18 protein-coding genes, 1 tRNA gene and 1 pseudogene are annotated in these 23,018 nt (G+C 67.4%); 5 read left to right on the top strand and 15 right to left on the bottom strand.

Translation table 11 applies throughout. The annotated features are described in order from the left end of the window. Nucleotides 1-27 precede the first annotated feature (27 nt). A pseudogene (locus tag FZ983_RS09395) lies at nt 28-279 on the top strand (helix-turn-helix transcriptional regulator); the annotation flags it as partial. A gap of 615 nt (nt 280-894) precedes the next feature. On the opposite strand, the gene FZ983_RS09390 reads toward FZ983_RS09395, so the two are convergent. Continuing rightward, nucleotides 895-1,554 (bottom strand): DUF882 domain-containing protein, encoded by a 660-nt coding sequence (locus tag FZ983_RS09390; RefSeq protein WP_149223296.1) that lies wholly within the window; start codon nt 1,552-1,554, stop codon nt 895-897. Between the two features lie 378 nt (nt 1,555-1,932). On the opposite strand from FZ983_RS09390, the gene FZ983_RS09385 reads away from it, so the two are divergent. Then, on the top strand, nt 1,933-3,258 hold the full coding sequence (locus FZ983_RS09385; protein WP_149223295.1) for a L,D-transpeptidase family protein: 1,326 nt from the start codon (nt 1,933-1,935) through the stop codon (nt 3,256-3,258). A 30-nt stretch (nt 3,259-3,288) separates the two neighbouring features. Here the strand turns inward: FZ983_RS09385 and FZ983_RS09380 are convergent, their stop codons facing one another. After that, nucleotides 3,289-3,657, bottom strand: a complete 369-nt coding sequence (locus FZ983_RS09380) for a DUF2934 domain-containing protein (RefSeq protein WP_149223294.1) — start codon at nt 3,655-3,657, stop codon at nt 3,289-3,291. Nucleotides 3,658-3,924: 267 nt separating this feature from the next. Between FZ983_RS09380 and FZ983_RS09375 the strand changes: the two genes are divergently transcribed. Next, the gene (locus FZ983_RS09375; RefSeq protein WP_149223293.1) at nt 3,925-5,583 is read left to right on the top strand and encodes a polysaccharide deacetylase family protein; all 1,659 of its coding nucleotides are present in this window, start codon (nt 3,925-3,927) and stop codon (nt 5,581-5,583) included. Nucleotides 5,584-5,610: 27 nt separating this feature from the next. On the opposite strand, the gene FZ983_RS09370 is transcribed toward FZ983_RS09375, so the two are convergent. The 7 genes from FZ983_RS09370 to FZ983_RS09340 all read right to left on the bottom strand — a co-directional run bounded on the left by FZ983_RS09370 (nt 5,611) and on the right by FZ983_RS09340 (nt 13,763). Beyond that, nucleotides 5,611-5,973 (bottom strand): hypothetical protein, encoded by a 363-nt coding sequence (locus FZ983_RS09370; protein ID WP_149223292.1) that lies wholly within the window; start codon nt 5,971-5,973, stop codon nt 5,611-5,613. 183 nt (nt 5,974-6,156) lie between these two features. Next, a complete protein-coding gene (locus FZ983_RS09365) occupies nt 6,157-6,393 on the bottom strand; it encodes a hypothetical protein (RefSeq protein WP_149223291.1) in 237 nt (78 codons plus the stop codon). 754 nt (nt 6,394-7,147) lie between these two features. Then, the gene (locus FZ983_RS09360) at nt 7,148-9,199 is read right to left on the bottom strand and encodes an amylo-alpha-1,6-glucosidase (RefSeq protein ID WP_149223290.1); all 2,052 of its coding nucleotides are present in this window, start codon (nt 9,197-9,199) and stop codon (nt 7,148-7,150) included. Between the two features lie 7 nt (nt 9,200-9,206). Next, on the bottom strand, nt 9,207-11,201 hold the full coding sequence (gene treZ / locus FZ983_RS09355; RefSeq protein ID WP_247883685.1) for a malto-oligosyltrehalose trehalohydrolase: 1,995 nt from the start codon (nt 11,199-11,201) through the stop codon (nt 9,207-9,209). A 265-nt stretch (nt 11,202-11,466) separates the two neighbouring features. Next, the gene (locus FZ983_RS09350; protein WP_149223289.1) at nt 11,467-11,721 is read right to left on the bottom strand and encodes a hypothetical protein; all 255 of its coding nucleotides are present in this window, start codon (nt 11,719-11,721) and stop codon (nt 11,467-11,469) included. An 18-nt stretch (nt 11,722-11,739) separates the two neighbouring features. Continuing rightward, nucleotides 11,740-12,921, bottom strand: a complete 1,182-nt coding sequence (locus FZ983_RS09345; RefSeq protein ID WP_149223288.1) for a zinc-dependent alcohol dehydrogenase — start codon at nt 12,919-12,921, stop codon at nt 11,740-11,742. Continuing rightward, nucleotides 12,918-13,763 carry an SRPBCC family protein gene (locus FZ983_RS09340; RefSeq protein WP_149223287.1) on the bottom strand — a complete coding sequence of 282 codons (846 nt, stop codon included), beginning with the start codon at nt 13,761-13,763 and terminating at the stop codon, nt 12,918-12,920. Before FZ983_RS09340 ends, FZ983_RS09345 begins: the two co-directional genes overlap by 4 nt. 141 nt (nt 13,764-13,904) lie before the next feature. Here FZ983_RS09340 and FZ983_RS09335 point away from each other — a divergent pair, with 141 nt between their 5' ends. Beyond that, complete coding sequence (locus tag FZ983_RS09335) at nt 13,905-14,555, top strand: alpha/beta hydrolase (RefSeq protein ID WP_247883684.1); 651 nt, start codon at nt 13,905-13,907, stop codon at nt 14,553-14,555. Nucleotides 14,556-14,582: 27 nt separating this feature from the next. Here FZ983_RS09335 and FZ983_RS09330 read toward each other — a convergent pair whose 3' ends face one another. From FZ983_RS09330 to FZ983_RS09305, 6 genes are all read right to left on the bottom strand, one after another. Next, nucleotides 14,583-15,533 (bottom strand): anti-sigma factor, encoded by a 951-nt coding sequence (locus tag FZ983_RS09330; RefSeq protein ID WP_149223286.1) that lies wholly within the window; start codon nt 15,531-15,533, stop codon nt 14,583-14,585. Then, complete coding sequence (locus tag FZ983_RS09325; RefSeq protein ID WP_149223285.1) at nt 15,533-16,042, bottom strand: sigma-70 family RNA polymerase sigma factor; 510 nt, start codon at nt 16,040-16,042, stop codon at nt 15,533-15,535. Before FZ983_RS09325 ends, FZ983_RS09330 begins: the two co-directional genes overlap by 1 nt. Before the next feature lie 361 nt (nt 16,043-16,403). Next, a tRNA-Ile gene (locus tag FZ983_RS09320) sits at nt 16,404-16,479 on the bottom strand. A gap of 145 nt (nt 16,480-16,624) precedes the next feature. Beyond that, nucleotides 16,625-18,631, bottom strand: a complete 2,007-nt coding sequence (rpoD, locus tag FZ983_RS09315) for an RNA polymerase sigma factor RpoD (RefSeq protein WP_149223284.1) — start codon at nt 18,629-18,631, stop codon at nt 16,625-16,627. A gap of 212 nt (nt 18,632-18,843) precedes the next feature. Next, entirely contained in the window at nt 18,844-20,766 is a 1,923-nt protein-coding gene (dnaG, locus tag FZ983_RS09310; protein WP_149223283.1) for a DNA primase, read from the bottom strand. Nucleotides 20,767-20,948: 182 nt separating this feature from the next. Then, on the bottom strand, nt 20,949-21,413 hold the full coding sequence (locus tag FZ983_RS09305) for a GatB/YqeY domain-containing protein (RefSeq protein ID WP_149223282.1): 465 nt from the start codon (nt 21,411-21,413) through the stop codon (nt 20,949-20,951). 365 nt (nt 21,414-21,778) lie between these two features. Between FZ983_RS09305 and carA the strand changes: the two genes are divergently transcribed. Continuing rightward, entirely contained in the window at nt 21,779-22,951 is a 1,173-nt protein-coding gene (carA, locus tag FZ983_RS09300) for a glutamine-hydrolyzing carbamoyl-phosphate synthase small subunit (RefSeq protein ID WP_149223281.1), read from the top strand. Nucleotides 22,952-23,018 lie beyond the last annotated feature (67 nt).

Raw genomic sequence — 23,018 nt, 5'->3', positions numbered from 1 at the left:
AAGACTGGCTATCGGAGACCAATGGACATGAGTGAGCCGACGGCGCGCAAAAGAGGACGACGCGGATCGCCGGAGTCCTGGTCTGTGGATGCCCATGTCGGGCAGCGCGTGCGGATGCGCCGGACCTTGCTGGGGATGAGCCAGGAAAAGCTGGGCGAGGCCATCGGCCTGACCTTTCAGCAGGTCCAGAAATACGAACGCGGATCCAACCGCATTTCCGCCGGAACTCTCTATCGCCTGGGCCAAGTCCTGGACGTTCCGGTCAGCTTCTTCTTCGACACCTACAACGATCCCGATGCATCACGCCGCCGCCGCGGCTTCGAGGAATCCGACGACAACGACACGCAGATCAGCCGGCGCGAGGCGCGACTGCTGCGCCTGTGGCGTGCCGCTCCCTCTCATGTGTCGGACGAGCTGCTGTCGCTGCTCTCTGCCCTTTCCCCTGAAATCAGGGAACCACCGGAGGGCTCCGGCGAGGATGTCGACGATGATGGGGAACCGCCGTCCTTCGATGGCGCTCCGCCGTCCGGCGGCCCCGGCCAGAGTGATGGCTGGAGCAGCGCGGCCACAGGCACGATGATCGAGGCGGATGGAACCCGCGCCTCGAGCCGGGCGGTCCGCAGTGACACGCCGCGGATCAAAGCGGCCGGATCGGCCGATGCATCGGGCAAAGGCAAGGGGAAGCGCCGCCGCCATGGTGCGGTGTGGGACCCTACCGACATCCTCCGCGCGTCCAAACCGTCGCCCCGCAGTTGACGAAAGACGGCCGTTTCCAGTTTCGGCAATGCGGTGAGTTTTCGCGTCGACCTATACGAAAAGCCCCGCATCGCCTGATGCGGGGCTTTTCAGTTCGACTGCTCAAAATCGGCAGGACGCGAGCGCTGGAGCGCGATCTTACCAGCTGCGCACGGGGCCGACATCGAGGTGGACGAAACCACTGCGCGGGTAGAAGCCGACGCCGCCACCCTGCATGGCCTTGGCCGTCTCGGAAATGGCGCGCAGCTGCGTGTCAGGAAGGCGGATGTCGATGGCCATGCCGCGGGTATGGTAGCTTTCCTTCGCCACCCCGCGCGACCGGCGGCGCGCCATTGCATTGGTGCGGCGGGAGCGGAAGCCGCAGATCACTTCGAAGGGATCGTCGGACCCGACGCTCTGGTGCACGCGGGCGAGCAAATCGAACAGGCGCGGGTCGTAATGGCAGACCTGCTTGGCACGGTGATCGCGCAGGAGCACGTCCAGTTTGCGCAGGGCATCGGGCTTGTAATGGCCGTCGGCCCAATACACACCGTCAAAGCGCTCGTTGGTATTGATGTTGTGAAGGCTGAGGCGCCGGACACCCCCGGCCAGAGGCGCCGCTTCGGCCGAACCCGATCCCAGAAGGACCGGAGCCGCGGTTATGCCGCTGACCACACCACCCGTCACGACCCTGGCCGCGACGCTCGTCACCATCCCCGATGCGACCGGAACGGCCGCAGACACCGCCGCGGCGGCAAAACCCAGGAACCCGCGCCGCCCCATGGCCGGAGCGGCACGCTCGTCATCCCCCAAAAGCATCCCCGAACCTCGTCGTTTTGCGTTTTGGCCGTTCTACGATGTGGCCGTTTGGCGTCTGGCGGGTCGCTTGGCGCCCACGTTAGGTGTAAACCTTGTAACCAACGCTGTTTCGGAGCGCTCCGTCTGGCGGGAAGCGTCTCCGAACGGCTATTCGTATAGGGAAGGTCATCGGACTAGGCAATCAAAAAATTTTGCACTGTGACCTTATTGCATAGACGGGGTCATAGGACGGCGACGGGAAAGCCACACTGGATGAATGTTCGCGGAGATTTCGCGCCGTACGCCTCGCCTTCCATTATTGCGTTGCATAAATTGATCATAAGGGCCGCGCCGCACCCCTTCCGATGCAACAGGCCCGCCGCGACAGAGGGTTCCGACATGACCGTATCCGCAGACCTCCGCAGGCCCCGCAAGCTGGCCGTCCTGGCTATGGCTGCCGCAACGGCGCTGGCGCTGCTCGGACCGGCGTCGGCAGACGCCCTGCCCTACCGCGACACGCTGACCCAATGGGCCGACCGGCTGGACAGCGCCGCTACGGAACTTGACCGCGCTCCCGCCCAGGTCTCCACCCGCATCGGCGAAGGCGGGACGATCAAGCTGGGAAGCCGAGGGGAGCGGGTCGCCCGCCTGTCCCAGCGGCTGTTGGAACTCGGCTTGCTGCCGGCCGACAAGCTGTCCGACACCTTCACGACGGACCTCGACCACGCGGTGAAGGCCTTCCAGATTTCGCAGCGGATGAAGCCGGACGGGCTGGTCGGCGCCGGCACCCGCGCCGCGCTGGACCGCACGCCGGCCGAAGCGGCAAGCCTGATGCGGCAGAGCGCGGCGGCCATGCGCAGCTTCCGCGACACCGCTCCGGACGATGTGCTGGTTGTGAACCTGACCGACCAGACCACCACCCTGGTCCGCGGCGGAGAGGAGGAGCTGACGATGCGCGCCATCGTCGGTCGGCCGTCGCGCGAGACGCCGCTGCTGACCGATCGCATCACCCACATCATCGTCAACCCGACCTGGACCGTGCCGCCCACCATCCTGAAGGAAGACAAGCTGCCGATGCTGCGGGCCAAGGGGGTTCCCGGCATCCAGAACGCCATCGTCTATCTCGACGGGCAGGAGGTGGCTCCGGAGACGGTCGACTGGTACGGCGTCACTCCCGGACGGGTCCGCATCGTCCAGCAGCCGGGCGACCACAATGCGCTGGGCCGCTTCCGCTTCAACCTGACCAACCCCTACGACATCTATCTGCACGGCACCAACGAGCCGCGCCTGTTCTCGCGGGAACTTCGCTCGATCAGCTCCGGCTGCGTCCGGCTGGAGGACCCGCGACGTCTCGCCGAACTGCTGCTGCAGGGCACCACGGTGACGCCCGCGCGGATCGACCGCATGCTGGATAGAATGCAGCCGCAATGGGTGAAGCTGGCGACGCCGATGCCGGTCCAGTTCGTCTATTGGATCGCGACCGTCGAAGCCGACGGCGCCGTCCGCCTGCATCCGGACATCTACGACCGGTTGGACGAAGCGCCGGCCACCGCGTCGGCTCCCTCGGCCGCACCCGATGCGGCGGCGCCGGCCATCTCACCCGCGGCCGCTCCGGCGCCGGCACCGGCAACCCAGCCGGCCGACACCGGGCGCGCAGCTGCTCCGGTGGACAAGTCCGGCACTGCCGAGGGCGGGCCGGCAGCAACGGAGAAATCCCCGGCCTGACGGCCGGGGCATCCGATCGGACGGTGACGGCTACGCCCTGCGGCGGGACTTCTTGCTGCGGTTCGGCGGCACCGCGGTAGAGGCCGCTTCCTCCGGCGTGGGCCAGACGTCGCGGTCTCCGCGCATGGGTATTCCGAACTCGTCGCCCTGATCGGCCAGCCCTGGCTGTTCGCCCTGGTTAGCGATGGCCAGCACCGGCTCCACCGGCTCGGTCCGCATCGCGGTCGCCTCCGGGCCGCCGGCCGGGTTGGGTTTCAGCGTACTCAGATAATTGTCCTGGATCGCGATCTCTTCGCTGGCCAGCTCCCAGTTCGCTTCGGCCCGGCCCTCCGGCCGGCCTTCGCGTTCCCAAATCTCATGCGCGCGCCGACGGATGCGGCTTTCCAAATCCTCGGCCATACGGGTCCTCTCCTTCACGGCTGGGGTTTCCCCTAATGAACCCCGCCACGGCCCTGCCGGTTCCGGTCCCGTCTTTCCGCGCCGGTCGCGCCGCGTGCCTGGCCGTACGGCATCCCACCGTTTCCCAATGGCAACGCCTGCCCGAAATCCGCCCGAATTGCCCCAATTCAGCCGCTTGTCGTTTGAATTAATACCTTTGGGATGATATTGCACCGCGATCCACCGGCGGTCCCGCAAATTGTGGCTGGGCCAAGCGACGGGACCGATATGTTGCGCATCTTCCGGCCGAACGCCGTCTCCATCGCCTCCCCCGTCCTAGCAGCCGGCACCGTCCGCGGCCTTGGCGCCGCTTCGGCCGCCGGGCTCCGGACCGGACGTTTCGGTGGCAGTCTGATGAGCGCCGCGCTGCTGGCCTGCGTTCTCAGCCTGCCTGCCCTGCCGGCCGCCGCCGCGCCCGACACCCGTCCCCAGCGCCCGCCGGTCGCCAAGGCGGAGCCGGAGAAATCCAGTGCCGCGCCCGCGAAGGGGGAAGACAAGCCCGCCAACGGGCCGGTTCTGCAACTCGGCATCTATTCCCGTGACGGCGACGCTTGGTGGAGCTGGAAGAGCCTGCAGCAGCGTCAGCCCGAACTGGCCGCCGGCCTGACCGCGACCGTCACGCTGCTGGACGGCAAGAGCGAGGCCGGGGGCGTGGCGCTCTACGCCCAGGTTGCCAACGGGACCGATCCGAAGGTGCTGTGCCGCCGCATCGTCGGTGCCGGCTTCGGCTGCCTCATCGTCGACCGTCCGCCGGCCTCGGCAACGCCCGCTCAGACGACGCCCGCTCAGGCAACACCCGCTCAGGCAACTCCCCTCCCAGCCGCCACCAAGGCCGCTCCCGCCAACGCCACTTCCGGTGCCAAGGCTCCGGCCGCTGCCATGGTCACCGCACCGGCACCAGCGGCGACCGAAGCATCCAAGCCGCCGGCCATGACCGTGGCCGTGGCGCCGCCCGCCCCGCCACCCGCCGAGGCGAAGCCGCAGCCTACGCCCAAGCCGGAAGCGCCGGCCGGAACGACAACCTCCGTCCTGGCGCCGATCGGTTCAGCCGCCGCCGCGCCGTTGGCGCCCCCGCCCCCGGCGGTCGCCGCCGCCATCCCGCCGGCCGAAGGGCTGATCATCTACAACGAGGAAGACGCCCGCACGATGGCGGACATCGAGCAGCATAGCCGCCGCAAGGGCCGGCTGCGCTCGGTGATGCCGGATTCGCGCTATGACGTGATGCCGGCGACGCTGAAGAAGGAAAACTGGAACCTCTGCGCCCTGACCTTCGATGATGGGCCGCACCGCACGGTGACCCGGCAGGTTCTGGACATCCTGAACCGGGAGGGCGTGCGCGCCACCTATTTCCCGGTCGGCCGCATCGCCGAACGACAGGGAGAACTGATCCAGGATTTCGTCGCCGGTGGGCACGAGATCGGCAATCACAGCCTGACCCACTCCGACCTGCGCAAGATGGACGCGGTGGCCGCACGGTACGAGATCGCCGAGACCAACCGCATCCTTCGGGAATTCGGCGCCAATCCGGTGCTGTTCCGCCCGCCCTACGGCCGCTATTCGGAGGAGCTTCTGACCGTCGCGCGCGAGGAGCGCATGGGGTCGGTCCTCTGGTCGGTCGATACGCGCGACTGGCAGGTGCGCAACGCCGACAAGATCGTCAGCCAGATCAAGCTGGGCGGCATGCCGGGCAACGTCTTCCTGATGCACTCGACCTATCCGAGCACCGCGCAGGCTCTGCCGCGCGTGATCGCGGAGCTGCGGGCCAAGGGCTGCGAGTTCGTCACATTGTCGGAATGGCTGGATCGGGCCCGCAATCTGGCCCTGCCGAAGATCGTCAACGCCGGCATGCCGGCGCCCGCCAACGGCACCCCGGCCGACCGCCAGTAAGGAGCGGGAGCGCTCTACCGGGCGCCCCTACCGGGCGCTCTTGGCATCCTGCTGCTTGCGGTTCTGGGCATATTGCCGGATCGCCCCGTCCACCTCCGGCGGCAAGATCGTCCACGTGGCGCCGAAGGTGGGTCCCTTCACCTCCACCACCGCGACGGTCGCGGCAAAGGCGAATTTGCCGGCCGGATCGTCGACGCGCACCGACACCCGAGCATTCTGCCCGACGATCAGCGATCCGTCGAAGCCACGGGCGACGAAGCCCTTGGGCGTCAGCGACACGATGGGAAAGCTCTTGCCGTCGCACTCTACGACGCTGACCGCCATGCGGCCGGCCGGCTTGGCCGGATTCTGATCCTTCACCGTGACCTTCAGGAAGTCGAAAAGCCCCATCCCGCGCCCCCAGAAAACCGCCCCGCACAGCCGGGAAACGGGCGAGTGCCGCCCATTTGCCATCCACCTGCCGTCCATACCCGCGATTAAACGCGGGCACGATCCCGGGGGCAATCGATTCCTGCCTTTGGGGTAATCCGTTCAGGCAAAACCGTTCAGGCAAAACCCTGAGCGGGTGGAAGCTCAGCGGCGCAATGCACCCTGCATGTCCGCCCAGGCGCGATGCGCCCGCCTGACCGACAGCAGTGCAAAGGGCAGCAGGGTGACGAGGACCATCGCCATTCCGGCCATGATCGACATCGCCCCCAACGCGTCGGAGGCGGGAAGCCGCGCCACCAGATCGGCCAGCAGATGCAGGATCAGCGCACCCAACACCGACGCCGCCAACAACGGGCCCATCAGGGCGGTCAGCAGGGCCATGGCACCCGCCTGCCGGGGCCGCCCGGCATCCTCGCCACCACCCTTCGGCCAATCGGCCCGAACAGTCGCAGACCGGATAGCGGAAGATCGGATAGCGGCAGACCGGACCGCCGGGTACGGCATGCCGGCGACGCCTCGCACAACGCTCCGCATGGGCAACTCCGTTCTGGCTGTTCTTCCACATGCCCGTTCGACCGCACCCGACCGGCCATCCAATCGTATTGCCAACTGGATTGGTCGGGGTACCGAAGGAACCGGTGTGGGAACTATAGGATGCTTTGTCCGGCTTGGCTAAAATCCAAACCGATTACCCCCTTGCGCATGCCCCTTGCCGCTTGTCTGCCTAAAGTACAGGCATCGAAGGTATGAGTTCGGTTGTGTGGGCACGTCATAAGCCATGGCCGCCGGCAGAACCCGCGGTCTCCACAGAGGCTGTGGATAACTGTGTGGGCAAGCCGTGGGCAGCCCCGATTCGCACTAGGCGATTCAAGGCTCCCGTGGTGTTTGCCCAAAAATCAGGCATTTCTGTTAAGGGATTGATCTATAACGATAAACTTCCGTTCGAAGCCCCAGGGGCTTGGCCGGCGTGTCAACCGAAATCTGTCACATTCCGCAACGCCCCTGGATTTCACACCCGGTTGTGCCCTGTTGACAACTGCCTCCTAGGGTATTGCACCATCGTTACGGGTGGAGCGACCTTGGTCCACCGCCCTATGACTTTGGTAAAGAGTCGGCTCCGCAACCATTGTCCCGGCTAGCCGTCGGTCTTCACCCAACAGCGCAACACCTCCGCCACGCTCCAGGCTTGGGATATGCAGCCTCGCGGGGTGAATGGGGGTTCCGCATCGAAGATCTCGCTGATGGTTCCGATGCCAGCCTCGTCCAGATGCGGCAGGAAGCCTTCCAGCAGCCGGCGTGCTCCCTCCTTGTCCTGCGGGTGCAGCTTCAGCCACGCATCGACGTAGGGGCCGATCAGCCAGCCCCAGACAGTGCCCTGGTGATAGGCGGCGTCGCGCGCCCGCAGGTCGCCGAAATACTTCGCCTTGTAGTCGCGGCAGCCGGGCGCCAGCGACCGCAGCCCGACCGGCGTCAGCAGGTGCTTGCGCACCGTCTCCACCACCGGCTCCCACCGCTCGCGTTCCAGCACCGGATGGTCGAGCGAGACGGCGAAGATCTGGTTGGGCCGGCAGGCGATGTCGTCGCCATGCTCGCCATCCACAACGTCGAACAGGTGCCCCGCCGACGGACACCAGAACCGCGCGTTGAAGGAGGCGCGCGCCTGGTCGGCCAACTCCTCCAGCGGCCGGGCGGCGGCCTCGCCGTCCTCCTCGCGCAGCCAGTCGGTCATCAGGCGCAGGGCGTTGTGCCACAGCGCATTGATCTCCACCGCCTTTCCCCGCCGCGGCGTGACGACCCAGTCGTCCACCTTGGCGTCCATCCAGGTCAGCTGGTAGCCCTCCTGTCCCTGGCGCAGCAGCCCGTCCCTGGGATCGACGCCGATGCCGAAACGGGTGCCGCGACGGTGGAAGTCGATCACCTCGCGCAGCTTGGGCAGCAGCAGGCGCAGCGTGTCGCGGTCGCCGGTGACGCTCAGATAGCGGTGCAGCGCATGGAAGAACCACAGCGTCGCGTCGGCGGTGTGGTACAGCCCGCGATCCTTGCCGTCGGGGAACATGTTGGGGATCAGGCCATCGCGGATGTAATGGCCGAAGGTGTGCAGGATCCAGCCAGCCTCCATATGGCGGCCGGTTGCCAGCGTCAGCCCCTCCAGCGCGATCATCGTATCGCGGCCCCAGTCGGTGAACCAGTGGTAGCCGGCGATCACCGTCCGCACCTCGTCCCCCTCGGCCCGTGCCCGCATCTGGTCGGCGACACGGCCGGCCGGCACGAACAGGAAGCTGTCGGCGGACAGCACCAGCTCCGCCATCGCGCCGTAGCGCAGGCTGGGATGGGCGTTCTGGATGATGCGGCGGCGGCGTTCGGTCTCGAACCCCAGCACGTCGGTCGGCGGCAGCGCCTCCAGCCGCCACCACTCCTCGGTCGCGGCGGCGAAGGTGATGCTCTGTCCGGCCCCGACCTCGCCGCTGAAATAGCCGGGCGTCCACAGCGAGCCGCGGGCCTGGTAGCCGCGCTCGTCCTCCACCCGGTAATAGACCTCGCGACGGATGCCGCCGTCTAGCGTCATCGGGAAGTCGCCGCCCTCGATCGCCATGCGCAGAACCGGCAGGTCTGGACCGGCCGACACCTCGTAACGCTGGCCCGTCGCTGTGATTCGGTATGCGCCGGCCAACGGCCGGTCCACTGCCGATTCCAGCGTGCGGAAGGCCAGCACCGGCCGCAGCCGCAGTTGCACCGGCGATTTCGCCTCCAGCACCCGGTAGGTGACATGCACGATGTTCTGGCCATGCGGCAGGACGATCTGCTTCTCGATCACCACACTGCCTGCGCGGAAGCGCCAGACGGGAAGCCCCGCCTCCATGCGGAACTCCTGCAATGCGGCGATCTGCTCCTCCTCCGCATCTTCGGCGCCCGCCGGATCGCCTCCGGTATCCCGGCGGCTCAGTCGGAACTTGCGCCCATCGGTATCGGTGACCACGTCGACCAGCTGGCTCAGCATCAGCACGCGGCCGAGCGGGGCCGGCAATGCCGCGATCAGCAGCCCGTGGTAGCGCCGGGTCACCGCCCCCGACACCGAGCCGGAGGCATAGCCGCCAAGGCCGTTGGCGACCAGCCATTCCCGGGTTTCGGCACCGTTCGGGCCGGTGTTCAGGACTTCGCGCGACAGGGTGCGGACGAAATCAGCCATTGTAGACCTACGCTCTGCTTTCGGTTACCGACCCTTTGGAAACCACGATGACGGGGGTTGTGTTGCCTCCCGCAGCGTCGCTTTTTGTCGGAAAATCGCGCGCCGGCCCCAGAACCAGCGCGGCATGGCCGGGAAGGCGCCAGGCGCCGTCGGTCTGCTCCACCGGTGCGGAGCCGCAGCCGCCATAAGTGGGCTCTTCGCTCGACCAGATCAGCGTCCAGGCACCGTCGAGCGGTGGGGCGAGCAGCGGATCGGCCAACGCCCGCAGCGTCAGGTCGCGGCCGAGATTGACCAGCACCAGCCGGTCGTCCCCCTCCCCCTCCCCGAAGAAGCGCAGGACGAAGGCATCCTCCCCCAGAACGGCACCGTCCAGCCCGCCGACACGTTGGGCGGCGAAGACAGCGTCCTCACGGCGCAGGCGCAGCAGGTCGCGGTGCAGCGCCCAGACCGCGGCGTTGCTCTCGCGCTCGCGGTGGTCGAGCTTGCAGCGGGTGAAGCTGTCCTCGGCATGGGGTTCAGGCAGGGCCGCCCGCATTGCGGGCTCCGCGATGCTGGGAAACTGCGCCAGGAATTCCGCCCTGCCCTTTTCGACCAGTTCGGCCAGCTCCGGCTTGTGATCGGCGAAATAGAGGAAGGGGGTGCTGGCGGCGAACTCCTGCCCCTGGAACAGCATCGGCGTGCCGGGGCCCAGCAGGGTCAGCGCCGTCATCGCCCGCAGCCGGCCAGGTGTCGTCAACGCGTGCAGCCGCAGCCCGCGGGCGGAGTTGGCGATCTGGTCGTGGTTCTGTAGGAAGGTGACGAAGGCCGGCCGCGGCAGGCCAAAGGCCGGCATGCCGCGCCGCTTTCCCTGCCAGCGATACCACTGCCCCTGATAGAGAAAGCCGTGCTTCATCGCCGACACGAACTCCTGCGGCGTGCCGCGATAGTCGGTGTAGTAGGCCTCCGTCCGGCCGGTCAGCGCCACCATGGCCGAATGATGGAAATCGTCGTTCCAGATGGCGCAGAGTCCGCAGCCGCCCTCGTCGGCCGGCTTCACCATGCTGGCATGCTGCGGCTCGTTCTCCCCCACCAGGATGGCGGCGCGGTCGCCGGCGGCCTTGCGCACCGTGCGGGAGATCTCCGTCAGGATATGCGGTTCACCGCTGTCGAAGATCGACTGGGTCGCGTCCAGCCGCAGCCCGTCCAGATGATATTCCTCGATCCAAAATGCGGCGTTGGACAGGAAGAACTCCCGCACCGGCCCGGATCCGGGACCGTCGAAATTGATCGCCTCGCCCCACTCGTTCTTGTGGCGATCGGTGAAATACTCGTCGGCGAAGCACTTCAGGTAATTGCCGTCGGGACCCAGGTGGTTGTAGACGACGTCGAGGATGACGGCGAGGCCCAGCCGGTGCGCCCCGTCCACGAAGCGGCGCATGGCGTCGGGATCGCCATAGAGCCGGGTCGGCGCGAACAGGTTCACCCCGTCATAGCCCCAGCCGAAGCGGCCGGGAAACTCCGACACCGGCATCAGCTCCAGCACCGTGACGCCAAGTTCGGCCAGCGCCGGCAGTTCCCGCAGCGCCGCGTCCCAGCTGCCTTCCGGCGTGAAGGTGCCGATGTGCATCTCGTAGATCACCTGGCCCTTGATGGGCCGGCCGCGCCACTCCCGGTCGGTCCAGTCGAACCGGTGCGGATCGAGCACCTGCGAGGGACCATGCGGCCCGTCGGGCTGAAAGCGCGACATCGGGTCGGGATAGAGCGTCTCGCCGCCATCGAGCCGGAACCGGTAGAGCCCACCGGCCTCCAACCCCGTCACGGCGCCGGAGAAATAGCCGTTCCCCTCGCCCTCCAGCACCGTCACCCGCGCGTCCGGCTCCACCACCAGTTCGACCCGCTTGGCCTTGGGCGCCCAGACACGCGCGTGCGCCCCACCCGGCTGTAGCTCCACCCCGATCGGCCAGCGGCGCGAGACGGTGGCACGAGGCTGCTCGACAGACGCTACTGCGGCGGAGATGTTCACGGCGGCTGGCCCCCAAAGGCGTGAGGCGGACTTGCCTTACGGTCATGGTCAACAGGAACGGGGTGGCGTGGTCACGCTGGAAGTGGGGAAATTGTTTCGGGGTCTAAGGGGTTTTCGGGAGAGTGTCGGCTTCGGATGCCTCCACCCCGACCCTCCCCCGCTGAGCGGTGGAGGGAGTTTAGTGCAAGGGCGGCGGAGTTCCCTCCCCCACCCAGTGGGGGAGGATAGGTGGGGGGTCTAACCTCGCAAGGAACTAACCGCCCCCTCAAACCCGCTCGCCGAAGCTCCCTGCGGCGGCGTCGATCACCAGGGGGTGGGCGCGGAGCGTGCTCAGCGCCGCTTCGACCTTGTCGTCGGCGACCTCCAGGGTCACCACCACGTCAGAGCGGTCGCCGCGTTCGGCATCGCGCTCCTCCCGCCCCGTCTGCACGACAGTGCCGAAGCGGTCGCGCAGGCTGCCGACGATCTCGGCCTCCACACCCCGGCCGCGTTCGGCGGGATAGGCGTAGACCAGTTCCATCGCACTCTCCCTTCTCTGCTAACCTTGCGGGGCGAAGACGACGCGCAGGCAATCGTCGGTCTTCTCCTTGAACATGCGGTAGCCCTGCGGTCCTTCGTCCAGCGGCATCCGGTGCGTCAGCAGGTATGACGGGTCCAGCTCGCCCTTGCGGATGTGCTCGAACAGCCGCTCGGCATAGCGCTGGCCGTTCTGTTGGCCCATGCGGAAGGTCAGGCCCTTGTTCATCGCCGCTCCCATCGGGAACTTGTCGATCAATCCGCCATAGACGCCGACGATCGACAGAGTGCCGCCCTTGCGGCAGCTCTCGATCATCTGGCGCAGCACCGCCGGCCGGTCGGTCTGCAGCCCCACCGCCTGCTTGGCCCGGTCGTACAGGTCCTCCACCGGGTTGGACGGACTGTCGGCCTCCATGCCGACGGCGTCAATGCACACGTCGGGACCGCGCCCGCCGGTCATCGCCTGCAACGCGTCGAAGATGTCGACGCGGCTGTAGTCCAGCGTCTCCGCTCCCGCCTTCATCTGGGCGGCGCGCAGCCGATCGGGGAAGCGGTCGATGCCGATCACCCGCTCCGCACCCAGCAGATAGGCGCTGCGAATCGCCATCTGGCCGACGCCGCCGCAGCCCCACACCGCCACAACGTCGCCGGGCTTGATGCCGGCCATGTCGGCGGCCATGTAGCCGGTCGGCACCGCGTCGGACACGAACAGCGCCTTCTCGTCGCTCACCCCTTCCGGAACGCGGACGGCGTTGAAGTCGGCGTAGGGCACTCGGACATATTCGGCATGGCTGCCGGCATAGCCGCCGAAGGCGTGGCTGTAGCCGAAGATGCCGGCGCCGCAATGACCGTAGGCGGTGCGGGCATAGTCCGGGTTTGGGTTGGAGTTGTCGCACAACGAGCTTTCGCCATGCTGGCAATGGCCGCAATGGCCGCAGCCGATCACCGAGATGGTGATGACCCGGTCGCCGCGGTTCAGATAACGAACCTCCGGCCCCTTCTCGACGATCTCGCCCAGGAACTCGTGGCCGATGATGTCGCCGGGCCGCATGGTGGGGACATAGCCGTCGATCAGATGCAGGTCGGACCCGCAGACAGACGACAGCGCCACCTTGACGATCACGTCATGCGGATTGACCAGAACCGGGTCGGGCACGCGCTCCACCCGCAGGTCGTTGGTTCCGTTCCAGCAGAGCGCCTTCATTCCGTCGCCTCCCGGAACGAGCCGCTGCCCGCTCCATTCCCACTCCCGTTCCCGCGGGGCTGACGGTCGATGGTGGACAGCTCTCCGGTTTCCACCCGCTGCTTCAGCCGGCGCAGTGCCTCCTCCGCCTGCGCTTCCGGGGTCACGCCCAGACGCGCCGCGACCTCCGTGGCCGGGACGCGGTAGACCAGCGTCAGCCGCACCTCCGTCCCGCGGTCGCCCGGCGCCGGGGTCAGCATCAGCGAGGCGCGGTGCGGCAGCGCCGTCTCGCCCACCGTGTGCCAGGTCAGCAAGCGGTCCTCATCGACGCGGTCGAGCACGCAGCGCCAGCTCAGCGCCTCCCCGCCCGCCGTCCCTCCGCCCGGCGTCCCCCCGGACATGGCGATCCATCGGCTTTCGGTGGCCGACAGCACGTCGACCCGCTCCAACTGCGGCATCAGCTTCGGCAGGTTGGCGAAGTTGCGCCAGAAGCGGAAGACCGTCCCCGGTTCGGACGCGATGGTCACGACCGCTTGCGTGCGTTCCGGCGTCAACGACCGGCGGCGCGATGCCGGGACATGGCTGCGCCACGTGCCGGCGTCGGGTACCGCCCGCAAGGCGCGGTCGCCGAAGGGCCGTAGACCCAAGGCACCTGCGGCGAACAGGCCGGCGCCGCCCAGCGCCAGCATCGCACCGCTCCAACCCGTCCGCCGGAGTCCCAGCACACCCAGCGCGGTGCCGCCCACCATGGCGAGCCAGCGGCCGCCGGTCGCGGCATCGCCCGATCCGATCAGGCTCATGCCCGACCGCAGGGAGTCCGACTGTGGCCAACGGCCCCGCCCGGTCAAACTGTTCGACGCCATCGCCGCTCCTTTCCCGTCTGTGCAATGCCTGTGGACAGAGAACAGCCGGGTTGCGGCTTCGTTGCCTTACGCATGACCTGATGCGCGGCAACCCTGCGGCGTTCCGGTTGTTACCATCGGCAGCAAAGATCGGAAGGGAGGATGGCCGTGCCACTTCTGGACGCCACCGTGGGTATCGCCGACGCCGAAGGGTTCCGGCCGGCATCCCTGGAAACCGACCGCGGCCCGGTGGAGGCCCGCTACTACCCGGTTCCGGACGGGGAACTGGCGGTGCTGTGGGTCGGCGGGGTGGGCGGCGGTTTCGACACGCCGGCGCGCGGGCTCTATCCGCGGCTGGCCGCAGACCTGACCGCCGACGGCATCGCGTCGCTAAGGCTGCGCTTCCGCGATCCGCGCGACCTGGAGCAGGCGGTGTACGACGTGCTGTGCGGGCTGAGCTTCCTCGGCCGCCAGGGCATCCATCATGTGGCGCTGGTCGGCCATTCCTTCGGCGGCGCCGTGGTCATCCAGGCGGCGGCCTCCAACCGCGGCGCCGTCTGCACCGTGGTGACGCTGGCGACCCAGGGTTACGGCACCGATCCGGTGAGCGATCTGGCCTGCCCCATCCTGCTGGTCCACGGCGAAGCGGACGAGATCCTGTCGCCCAGTTGTTCAATCCATGTCCACCGCAAGGCGCGGGAACCGAAGAAGCTGGTCCTGGTCCCCGGCACCGGCCACGCGATGGAGGAGGCCTCCGAAGCGGTCTGCCGCGAGGTGCGCGACTGGCTGAAGGCGTATCTGCAGGAACGGTAAGGGGGCGCCCGAGACGCCCCCCACCCCTCAGCTTTCCTTCGGCTTATGCGTGTCGCTGATCGGCTGCACGCCCGCCGGCTGCTCCTGCTGCTGCGGCTGGGGTTGCTGCTGCTGTTGCTGCTGGTCGGGCGGCGGCTCGCGGCGCGGCGGTCCGGCCTTGACGTCCTGGTAGACGGCCTTGGCAATCTCCAGCAGCTCCTCCTTCGACAGGCGGCCGGCCAGCGCATAGGCCAGCTGCCCTTCCACCCAGTAGAAGGTGGCGACATCGCCGTTCTGGGTGAAGCTGAAGCTGGACTGGTTGCCGCTCTGCGGAGCGCCGACGAACAGCGTGATCCGCTTGTTGGCGTCGTTGGCGTACATGTACTGCGCGCCGGCGCCCATGTCGGTCGGCAGCGACCGGCCGCCGATCAGCCGATAGCCGACGCGGCCCAGATCGGGACCGAACACGTCGCGGCCGACCCGCTTGGAGAGCCAGCCGTTCAGTTCGTCCTGGTTGTCGGCGCCGAGTTCCACCTGGAAGCGTTCGTCCGACGTGTAGAAGCGGTGCGCCTGGGTGGCTTCCTGGGCGAAGGTGGCGAGGGTCTGGCGCTGCTGGGCGACGGGGGCGACGGCCTGCTGCTCGGCGCCGCGGCCCATCCAGCCGCCGGCCGCACCGGCGACCACTAGCATCACCGCGGCGGCGAACCGGACCAGCGGGCGGGCGTGCCAGGCCGGGCGGTTGTCGTTGAAGGCGATACGCCCCTTCAGCTTGTCGGACAGTTCCTGAACCGTGTCGCTCGGCGGCTCGCGCAGGACGGTGTCGAACATCTCGTGCAGAAGCATCGCCTGGGCGCGATAATCATCCGCCCGGCGCGCCGCATCGGGATCCTCGGCCAGCCATCGCTCCACCGCCAGACGGCGGCTGCCGTCCAGCTGTCCGTCCACGTAAGCGTGGAGTTCGTCCTCGGTGACCCGCCCTATGCCTTGATGCGCGTTCATCACTTCACCCGCCGGAGGGTGACGCCACCCTCGTTCGCCAGTTTCGCCCGCACCGCCTCGCGCGCCCGTGATAGGCGCGACATGACGGTCCCGATCGGTACGCCGAGCATGTCGGCGACCTCGTCGTATTTCAGGCCCTCCAGCGCCACCAGAAGCAGCACCTTGCGCTGTTCCTCCGGCAACTCGTCGACCGCGCGCATCATCTCGCGCAGCTCGACACGCTCTTCCTGCCGGGCCGGGGTGACCAGCTTCGATTCGACGTCGTCGACGTCGACCTCCTGCGGCCGGGCGGCCTTGGAACGGACCTGATTGACGTGGACGTTGTGCAGGATGGTGAAAAGCCATGCCCGCAGGTTCGTCCCCGCCTGGAAGCTGTCGGCGCGCGCCACCGCGCGCGTCAGCGCCTCCTGCACCAGATCCTCCGCATCGGCGCTGTTGCGCATCAGCGCACGCGCGTAACGCCGCAAGGACGCGATGTGGACTTCCAGATCGACCCCGAATTTGCTCAACCGCGCACCCGATCCTTACCGATCACGCCACGGCTCACGCCATGGCCTCACCCTCCAGCCGCAAGGCCGGACGGGACGACACGGCGTCGCATGTCCAGGGCCGGGCCGGCCCGTTCGGCCTTTCAACCGAAGCGGAGACCCGATGCATATGGGTGCGAACGCGCGCCGCGCATCCTTTATTCCAGACTTTCTCAGGCTTGCAGCAAAATTTATGGGGAACTGCCAAGCTTGTGCCGAAAAGGCTTCAGGCCATCCGCTGGATGATCCCGGAGGATGATCCGGGGCACGTCGATCACGTCTTCATCCCCGGGAGGCATATGCGATGCCCGGGATGCCCGATGCTTCAAGTGGAATGGATGGCTGGTGGGCCCGGCCGGATTCGAACCGACGACAACACCGTTATGAGCGGCGCGTTCTAACCGCTGAACTACAGGCCCTACCGTGGGGCGCACTTTGCGACAAAGCTTCGGGGAAATGCAACCCCTCGTTCATCGCTCCGACGCATAAGTCCGAAAACGAAAACGGGGGCCGAAAGGCCCCCGCTTCGTCTCGAACGATAAGATCGCGAATCAGGTGTCCCAATCAGGTATCGAGGAAGCTGCGCAGCTTGCGCGACCGCGACGGGTGCTTCAGCTTGCGCAGCGCCTTCGCCTCGATCTGGCGGATACGCTCGCGAGTCACGTTGAACTGCTGGCCGACCTCTTCCAGCGTGTGGTCGGTGTTCATGCCGATGCCGAAGCGCATGCGCAGCACGCGCTCCTCGCGCGGCGTCAGCGAGGCCAGGACACGGGTCGTCGTCTCGCGCAGGTTCGCCTGGATGGCGGCGTCCAGCGGCAGGACCGCATTCTTGTCCTCGATGAAATCGCCGAGATGCGAATCCTCCTCGTCGCCGATCGGCGTTTCGAGGGAGATCGGCTCCTTGGCGATCTTCAGGACCTTGCGCACCTTCTCCAGCGGCATCATCAGACGCTCGGCCAGCTCTTCCGGGGTCGGTTCGCGGCCGATCTCGTGCAGCATCTGGCGGCTGGTGCGAACCAGCTTGTTGATCGTCTCGATCATGTGGACCGGGATGCGGATGGTCCGCGCCTGGTCCGCGATGGAGCGGGTGATCGCCTGGCGAATCCACCAGGTCGCATAAGTCGAGAACTTGTAGCCACGCCGGTACTCGAACTTGTCCACCGCCTTCATCAGGCCGATGTTGCCCTCCTGGATCAGGTCCAGGAACTGCAGACCGCGGTTCGTGTACTTCTTGGCGATGGAGATAACGAGACGCAGGTTGGCCTCGACCATCTCCTTCTTGGCGCGGCTCGCCTCCTTCTCGCCCTTCTGGACGGTGGAGACGATGCGGCGGAACTCGTTGATCGGCAGGCGGGCCTCTTCGGCCACCTGGGCGATCGACTCGCGCGTCTTGCGGATGTCGCCGTCGTACTTCTCGGCGAACTTGCCCCAGGTCTTGGGGTTCAGGCCGCGGATGCGCTCCTGCCAGTTCGGGTCCAGCTCGTGGCCGAAATACTGGTTCAGGAAGTCCTCGCGCTTCACGCGGCAGTCGGTCGCCATGCGCAGCAGGCGGCCTTCGAAGCCGGTCAGCTTGCGGTTCAGGCCATAGAGCTGCTCGACCAGCTGCTCGATGCGCTGGTTGTTCAGGCGGACGGTGTTCATCAGCTCGACCATCTCGGTCTTGAGCTTCTCGTACTTCTTGTCCGTCTGCTTGCCCATGTCCTCGCCGCGCTGCATCGCGGCCATGCGGGCCTCGTGCAGCTTGTGCAGCTTGTCGTAGGTCGCCTTGATGTTCTCGAAGGTCTCGATGACCTGCGGCTTCAGCGCGGCTTCCATCGCGGACAGCGACAGGCTGTTGTCGCCCTCGTCGCCTTCCTCGCCCTCTTCGCCCTCGCCTTCGGCGCGCGGCGGACGCGGCTCGTCGCCGTCCTCGCCGGCCGGCGCATCGGCGGCGGGCGCAGCCGCGGGCCCGGTGCCGGCGGCTTCCACCACCTCGGCCAGGCCTTCCGGCATCTCCTCGCCGTCCGGGCCGCCGCCATAGGTGGCGTCCAAGTCGATGATGTCGCGGAGCAGCATCTTCCCTTCCATCAGGGAATCATGCCACTCCAGAATGGCGCGGATGGTCAGGGGCGATTCGCAGATCGCGCCGATCATCATCTCGCGGCCGGCTTCGATCCGCTTGGCGATGGCGATTTCGCCTTCGCGCGACAGCAGCTCGACCGACCCCATTTCGCGCAGGTACATGCGCACGGGGTCGTCGGTACGGCCGATGTCGTCGTCGTCGAGATTGCCCGACGAACGGCCTTCGCCTTCGCCTGCCCCCTCGCCGCTGTTCTCCGAATCCTGCTCTTCCGATTCGACGATGTTGATGCCCATCTCGGACAGCATCGCCATCGTGTCTTCGATCTGCTCGGACGAGGACGAATCCTGCGGCAGCGCTGCGTTCAGCTCGTCATAGGTGACATACCCGCGCTCCTTGCCGCGGGCGATCATCTTCTTGACGGCCAAACCCATGCCGTCCATCAGAGGACCGTCTGCGGATTCCTCCCGCGTTTCGGAAACTTCCACGCTGTTCGCAGCTTTCGTGGCCATGCGTTCGGTGCCCCCGCATTACCCCATTGAAAAAGACGAAAGGAGCGCCCGGTCCCGGTCGCCCGGCCCGTCCGCCCCACCCCCAACCATGTATCTACCCGGAACCCGCCATCACAGAGACTGTCATGCGGCCCTGTCCTGTCGACTGCTTCCTGTCAATTCCGTGCCCCATCAACCGACGCCCTGCAGCCGACGGCACAAGCCATCAACCGTCAGACATCGTCAAAGTCACCATCATCCGTCATACCCAAGCCGGACTTTATGACCTCCTGCTGAAGAGCCACGACCCTCGCGAAGTTCGCCTCGCTGTTGTCACGGGTCAAAGCCGCCTTCGCTTCCCTAAGATCGTCGAGCACCCGCTCTTGATGCAGATGCCGCCACGCAGGCCACCATCCCTTCCGGGCATCCTCCGTGGAGGCATCCGGACGGGCGAAGCCGGCATGGACATAGGTCGACTCGCCTAGCAAAGCACCGACCATCGTCTCATGGCCGGCGGATGACAAGTGGCGACAAAGCGCAGCGGCGTCAAGTGTCGAGTCGTGGTTACGATCGTCCGAAAGACATTCGATCACCGCCCAGCGCAGTTTTTCGAGCTCCGGGTCACCGAACGGCAACAGCCCCAACGGCTCGGCCAATTCGCCGAACAACTCGGGATGGTTGATGATCGTCGCCAGCAGGATCCGCTCCCGCATCGAAGCGAGGCGGGAGGCGCGGCCGCGCCCCTCCCCGGCCGGCTTGGAGGTCAGGCGACCGGGCACGCCCGGCACATGGCGGCGCGGCGGTTCGCCGAAACGCCCCCGCCCCTGCCCCAATCCCTGCCCCGGCACCCAAGGGCCACGGTTGTAGGCCGGCCGCGCGGGCGCGAAGGCCTCGTCGACGCGGCGGCGCATCTCGGTCCGATAGAAGCCCTGCACGTCGCGGTCGGCGATGGTGGCGACGCGGGCCTCCAGCGCCGCCTTCACCGCGGCCTTGGCCTCCGGCGTGTCGGTCGGCCGGCCCTCGCTCTCCATCCGCCACAGGGCGTCGGACAGCGGGATGGCGGCCTCCAGCACCGCGCCCATCGCCTTCGGCCCTTGGGCGCGGATCAGGCTGTCAGGGTCCTCGCCCTCCGGCAGGAAGGCGACGCGGGCCGACTGGCCGGGGGCGAGGTGCGGCAGGATGCGCTCCACCGCCCGCCACGCCGCGCGCCGGCCGGCATTGTCGCCGTCGAAGCACAGGAACGGCACCTTCTCCGCCGCCGGTATCAGCTTCCACAGCTCCTGCACCTGGGTTTCGGTCAGCGCGGTGCCCAGCGGCGCCACCGCCCCCTCGAATCCGGCGCGGACCAGGGCGATCACATCCATATAGCCTTCGGCGACGATCACCGGCTTTCCGTCCGCCGCCGCCTGCCGCGCCCGCGACAGGCCGTAGAGCAGCGTGCCCTTGTGAAAGAGCGGCGTGTCGGCGGTGTTGACGTATTTCGGCCCGTCGCCCTCCAGGATGCGCCCGCCGAAGGCCACCACCTGCCCGCGCCGATCGGTGACCGGGAACATCACCCGGTTGCGGAAGAAGCTGTAGGGCGACCGGCCGTCGTCCGGCCGCTTCAGCAGCCCGGCATTGACCATGTCCTCGTCGGAGAATCCCTGCTTGCCGAGATAAGTGCGCAGCGCGTTCGAGTCGCCGGGCGCGTAGCCCAGCCGGAAGCGCGCGATGGTGTCGCCGTCCAGCCCGCGGCGCATGAAATAGTCCAACCCCGCCCGGCCGGCGGAGGTATGCAACTGCTGCTCGAACCAGCGGGCCGCCTGCTCGACGAGGTCGTGCAAGGTCTTGCGCCGTTCGTAGCGCTGCCGGTCCTCTTCCGTCGGGCGCGGCACCGGCAGTCCGGCCTCGCCGGCAAGATGCTCGACAGCCTCGGGGAATCCGAGATTGTCATGGCGCATGACGAAGCCGATGACGTCGCCATGGGCGCCGCAACCGAAGCAATGGAAGAAGCCCTTCTGGTCGTTGACGTAGAAGGACGGCGACTTCTCATTGTGGAAGGGACAGGGGGCCTTGTACTCCCGTCCGGCGCGGATCAGGCGCAGACGCTTTGATACCACTTCCGACAGGGCAAGCCGGCTGCGCAGTTCTTCCAGGAATTGGGGCGGGAAAGCCATGGTCGAACGGTCACCGGGTACGATGGGCGGGGTGCGATGGGCGCAAGGCTATAGCAGAGCCATAGTATGGGAACCAGCATCGCCGCCCCCAAGGGGCGACCGACGCGGTCCGGGTGCGGCATCTGTCCGGCCCCCGATCGAACCGGCCGTCATCCGCACCTGTCACCCACCTGCCGGGCCGCTTATTTCCCCGACAGCCGCGCCTTCACCAGACCGCCGGCCTTGGCGAAGTCCATCTGGCCGGCATGGCGGGCCTTCAGCTCAGCCATCACTTTGCCCATATCCTTGATGCTGGAAGCGCCGAGCTCGGCCACGATGGCGTCGATGGCGGCGGCGGACTCCTCATCCGTCATCTGCTTGGGCAGGAAGCGTTCGATGACCGCGATCTCCTCGCGCTCCTGCTGGGCCAGCTCCGGACGGTTTCCCTGCTCGTACAGCGCCGCCGACTCGTTGCGCTGCTTCACCAGCGCCTGGAGCATGGACAGGATCTCCGCCTCGTCGATGCCGTCGGTCACGCCACGCGGGCGGGCGGCGATATCGCGGTCCTTCAGCCCGGCGAGGATCATGCGGATGGTGGACACCGCGCGCTGGTCCTTCGCGCGCATCGCGTCCTTGAGGCTGTCGGTGAACTGCGTGCGCAGCGTCATGTCCTGTATTCCCTGGTTCGTCGCGCCGGCATGAAAGCCCCCGGCGGGACAGCCGACTATTCCGAAAACGGCCGCCGATTTCCATGGCAAAAGCCCAGGCCGCGAAATCGCCGCCCGCGCCGCCCCCGACTTTGCCACCGGATCAGGGCCGCCTTGCAAAGCTATTGCTGGAAATCCGGCATCCAATCGTCATATAGGATGTCCGGCCCACCCGATAAGCCCACTCGATCCCATGTCACCGCCCGTACCGGCGGAGGTGGGGTGCGAGCGGTTCCGTGTGCGCGCCCGGCGGGACGCTAGGCCGTCGCCGTTCCGCCGATCACCCGATCCGTCGCCGGCCGCGGTTTTTGGGAAGGTTCACAGGAATGACTCTCGCCACTCCCCCCTCCGACAATGCGGTTCACACCGGCGTGCTTGTTCTGGCCGACGGCACGGTGTTCCGCGGCCGAGGCATCGGCGCCACGGGGGATTCGGTGGGCGAGGTGTGCTTCAACACCTCCATGACCGGCTATCAGGAAATCCTGACCGATCCCAGCTATGCCGGCCAGATCATCACCTTCACCTTCCCGCACATCGGCAACACCGGCGCCAACACCGAAGACATCGAGACGATCACCCCGGCCGCCCGCGGACTGATCCTGCGCGCCGACATCACCGACCCGTCGAACTGGCGCGCCACCCGCCATCTGGACGACTGGCTGAAGAGCTACGGCCTCGTCGGGCTGGCCGGCGTCGACACCCGCCGCCTGACCCGCCGCATCCGCGATCTGGGCGCGCCGAACGGCGTCGTCGCCCATGCGCCGGACGGCAAGTTCGACATCGAGGCGCTGATCGCCAAGGCCAAGGGCTGGCCGGGTCTGGAGGGTATGGACCTGTCCAAGGACGTGTCCTGCCGCCAGACCTATGACTGGACCGAGGCCGGCTGGACCATCGGCGGCGGCTACGCCACCCAGGACAAGCCGCAGTACCATGTGGTCGCCATCGACTACGGCGCCAAGCGCAACATCCTGCGCTGCCTCGCCGCGGCCGGCTGCAAGGTGACGGTGGTGCCGTCGACCGCCACGGTCGAGGATGTGATGCGTCACCAGCCGGACGGCGTCTTCCTGTCCAACGGCCCCGGCGACCCCGCCGCCACCGGCGAGTACGCCGTGCCGACCATCAAGGGCCTGCTCGACACCGGCGTGCCGATGTTCGGCATCTGCCTCGGCCACCAGATGCTGTCGCTGGCGCTGGGCGCCAAGACCACCAAGATGCAGCAGGGCCACCGCGGCGCCAACCATCCGGTGAAGGACTTGGCCTCTGGCCGGGTGGAGATCACCAGCCAGAACCACGGCTTCGTCGTGGTGCCGGAAACCCTGCCGGCCGACGCCGAGGTTACCCATGTCAGCCTGTTCGACGGCACCAATGAGGGCATCCGCCTGAAGGGTAAGCCGGTCTTCTCGGTGCAGTACCACCCGGAAGCCTCGCCCGGCCCGCAGGACAGCCATTATCTGTTCGACCGCTTCGTCCAGCTGATCGCCGAGAAGAAGGCGGCCTGACGGTCGAGCGGAACCAACCCGCTGAAGAGGGCGTCCCGGTGGGGCGCCCTTTTTGCTGATGCCCCCT

This window comes from Azospirillum sp. B21, from assembly GCF_008364825.1.
Taxonomy (GTDB): Bacteria; Pseudomonadota; Alphaproteobacteria; order Azospirillales; family Azospirillaceae; genus Azospirillum.
This window is presented reverse-complemented; position numbering and strand designations above follow the sequence as displayed.

Bases quoted from the DNA above. Each gene is read 5' to 3' on its own strand.
- FZ983_RS09390 (WP_149223296.1), bottom strand. From the start codon at position 1,554: ATGCTTTTGGGGGATGACGAGCGTGCCGCTCCGGCCATGGGGCGGCGC.
- FZ983_RS09385 (WP_149223295.1), top strand. From the start codon at position 1,933: ATGACCGTATCCGCAGACCTCCGCAGGCCCCGCAAGCTGGCCGTCCTG.
- FZ983_RS09380 (WP_149223294.1), bottom strand. From the start codon at position 3,657: ATGGCCGAGGATTTGGAAAGCCGCATCCGTCGGCGCGCGCATGAGATT.
- FZ983_RS09375 (WP_149223293.1), top strand. From the start codon at position 3,925: ATGTTGCGCATCTTCCGGCCGAACGCCGTCTCCATCGCCTCCCCCGTC.
- FZ983_RS09370 (WP_149223292.1), bottom strand. From the start codon at position 5,973: ATGGGGCTTTTCGACTTCCTGAAGGTCACGGTGAAGGATCAGAATCCG.
- FZ983_RS09365 (WP_149223291.1), bottom strand. From the start codon at position 6,393: ATGGCCCTGCTGACCGCCCTGATGGGCCCGTTGTTGGCGGCGTCGGTG.
- FZ983_RS09360 (WP_149223290.1), bottom strand. From the start codon at position 9,199: ATGGCTGATTTCGTCCGCACCCTGTCGCGCGAAGTCCTGAACACCGGC.
- FZ983_RS09350 (WP_149223289.1), bottom strand. From the start codon at position 11,721: ATGGAACTGGTCTACGCCTATCCCGCCGAACGCGGCCGGGGTGTGGAG.
- FZ983_RS09345 (WP_149223288.1), bottom strand. From the start codon at position 12,921: ATGAAGGCGCTCTGCTGGAACGGAACCAACGACCTGCGGGTGGAGCGC.
- FZ983_RS09340 (WP_149223287.1), bottom strand. From the start codon at position 13,763: ATGGCGTCGAACAGTTTGACCGGGCGGGGCCGTTGGCCACAGTCGGAC.
- FZ983_RS09335 (WP_247883684.1), top strand. From the start codon at position 13,905: ATGGCCGTGCCACTTCTGGACGCCACCGTGGGTATCGCCGACGCCGAA.
- FZ983_RS09330 (WP_149223286.1), bottom strand. From the start codon at position 15,533: ATGAACGCGCATCAAGGCATAGGGCGGGTCACCGAGGACGAACTCCAC.
- rpoD (WP_149223284.1), bottom strand. From the start codon at position 18,631: ATGGCCACGAAAGCTGCGAACAGCGTGGAAGTTTCCGAAACGCGGGAG.
- dnaG (WP_149223283.1), bottom strand. From the start codon at position 20,766: ATGGCTTTCCCGCCCCAATTCCTGGAAGAACTGCGCAGCCGGCTTGCC.
- FZ983_RS09305 (WP_149223282.1), bottom strand. From the start codon at position 21,413: ATGACGCTGCGCACGCAGTTCACCGACAGCCTCAAGGACGCGATGCGC.
- carA (WP_149223281.1), top strand. From the start codon at position 21,779: ATGACTCTCGCCACTCCCCCCTCCGACAATGCGGTTCACACCGGCGTG.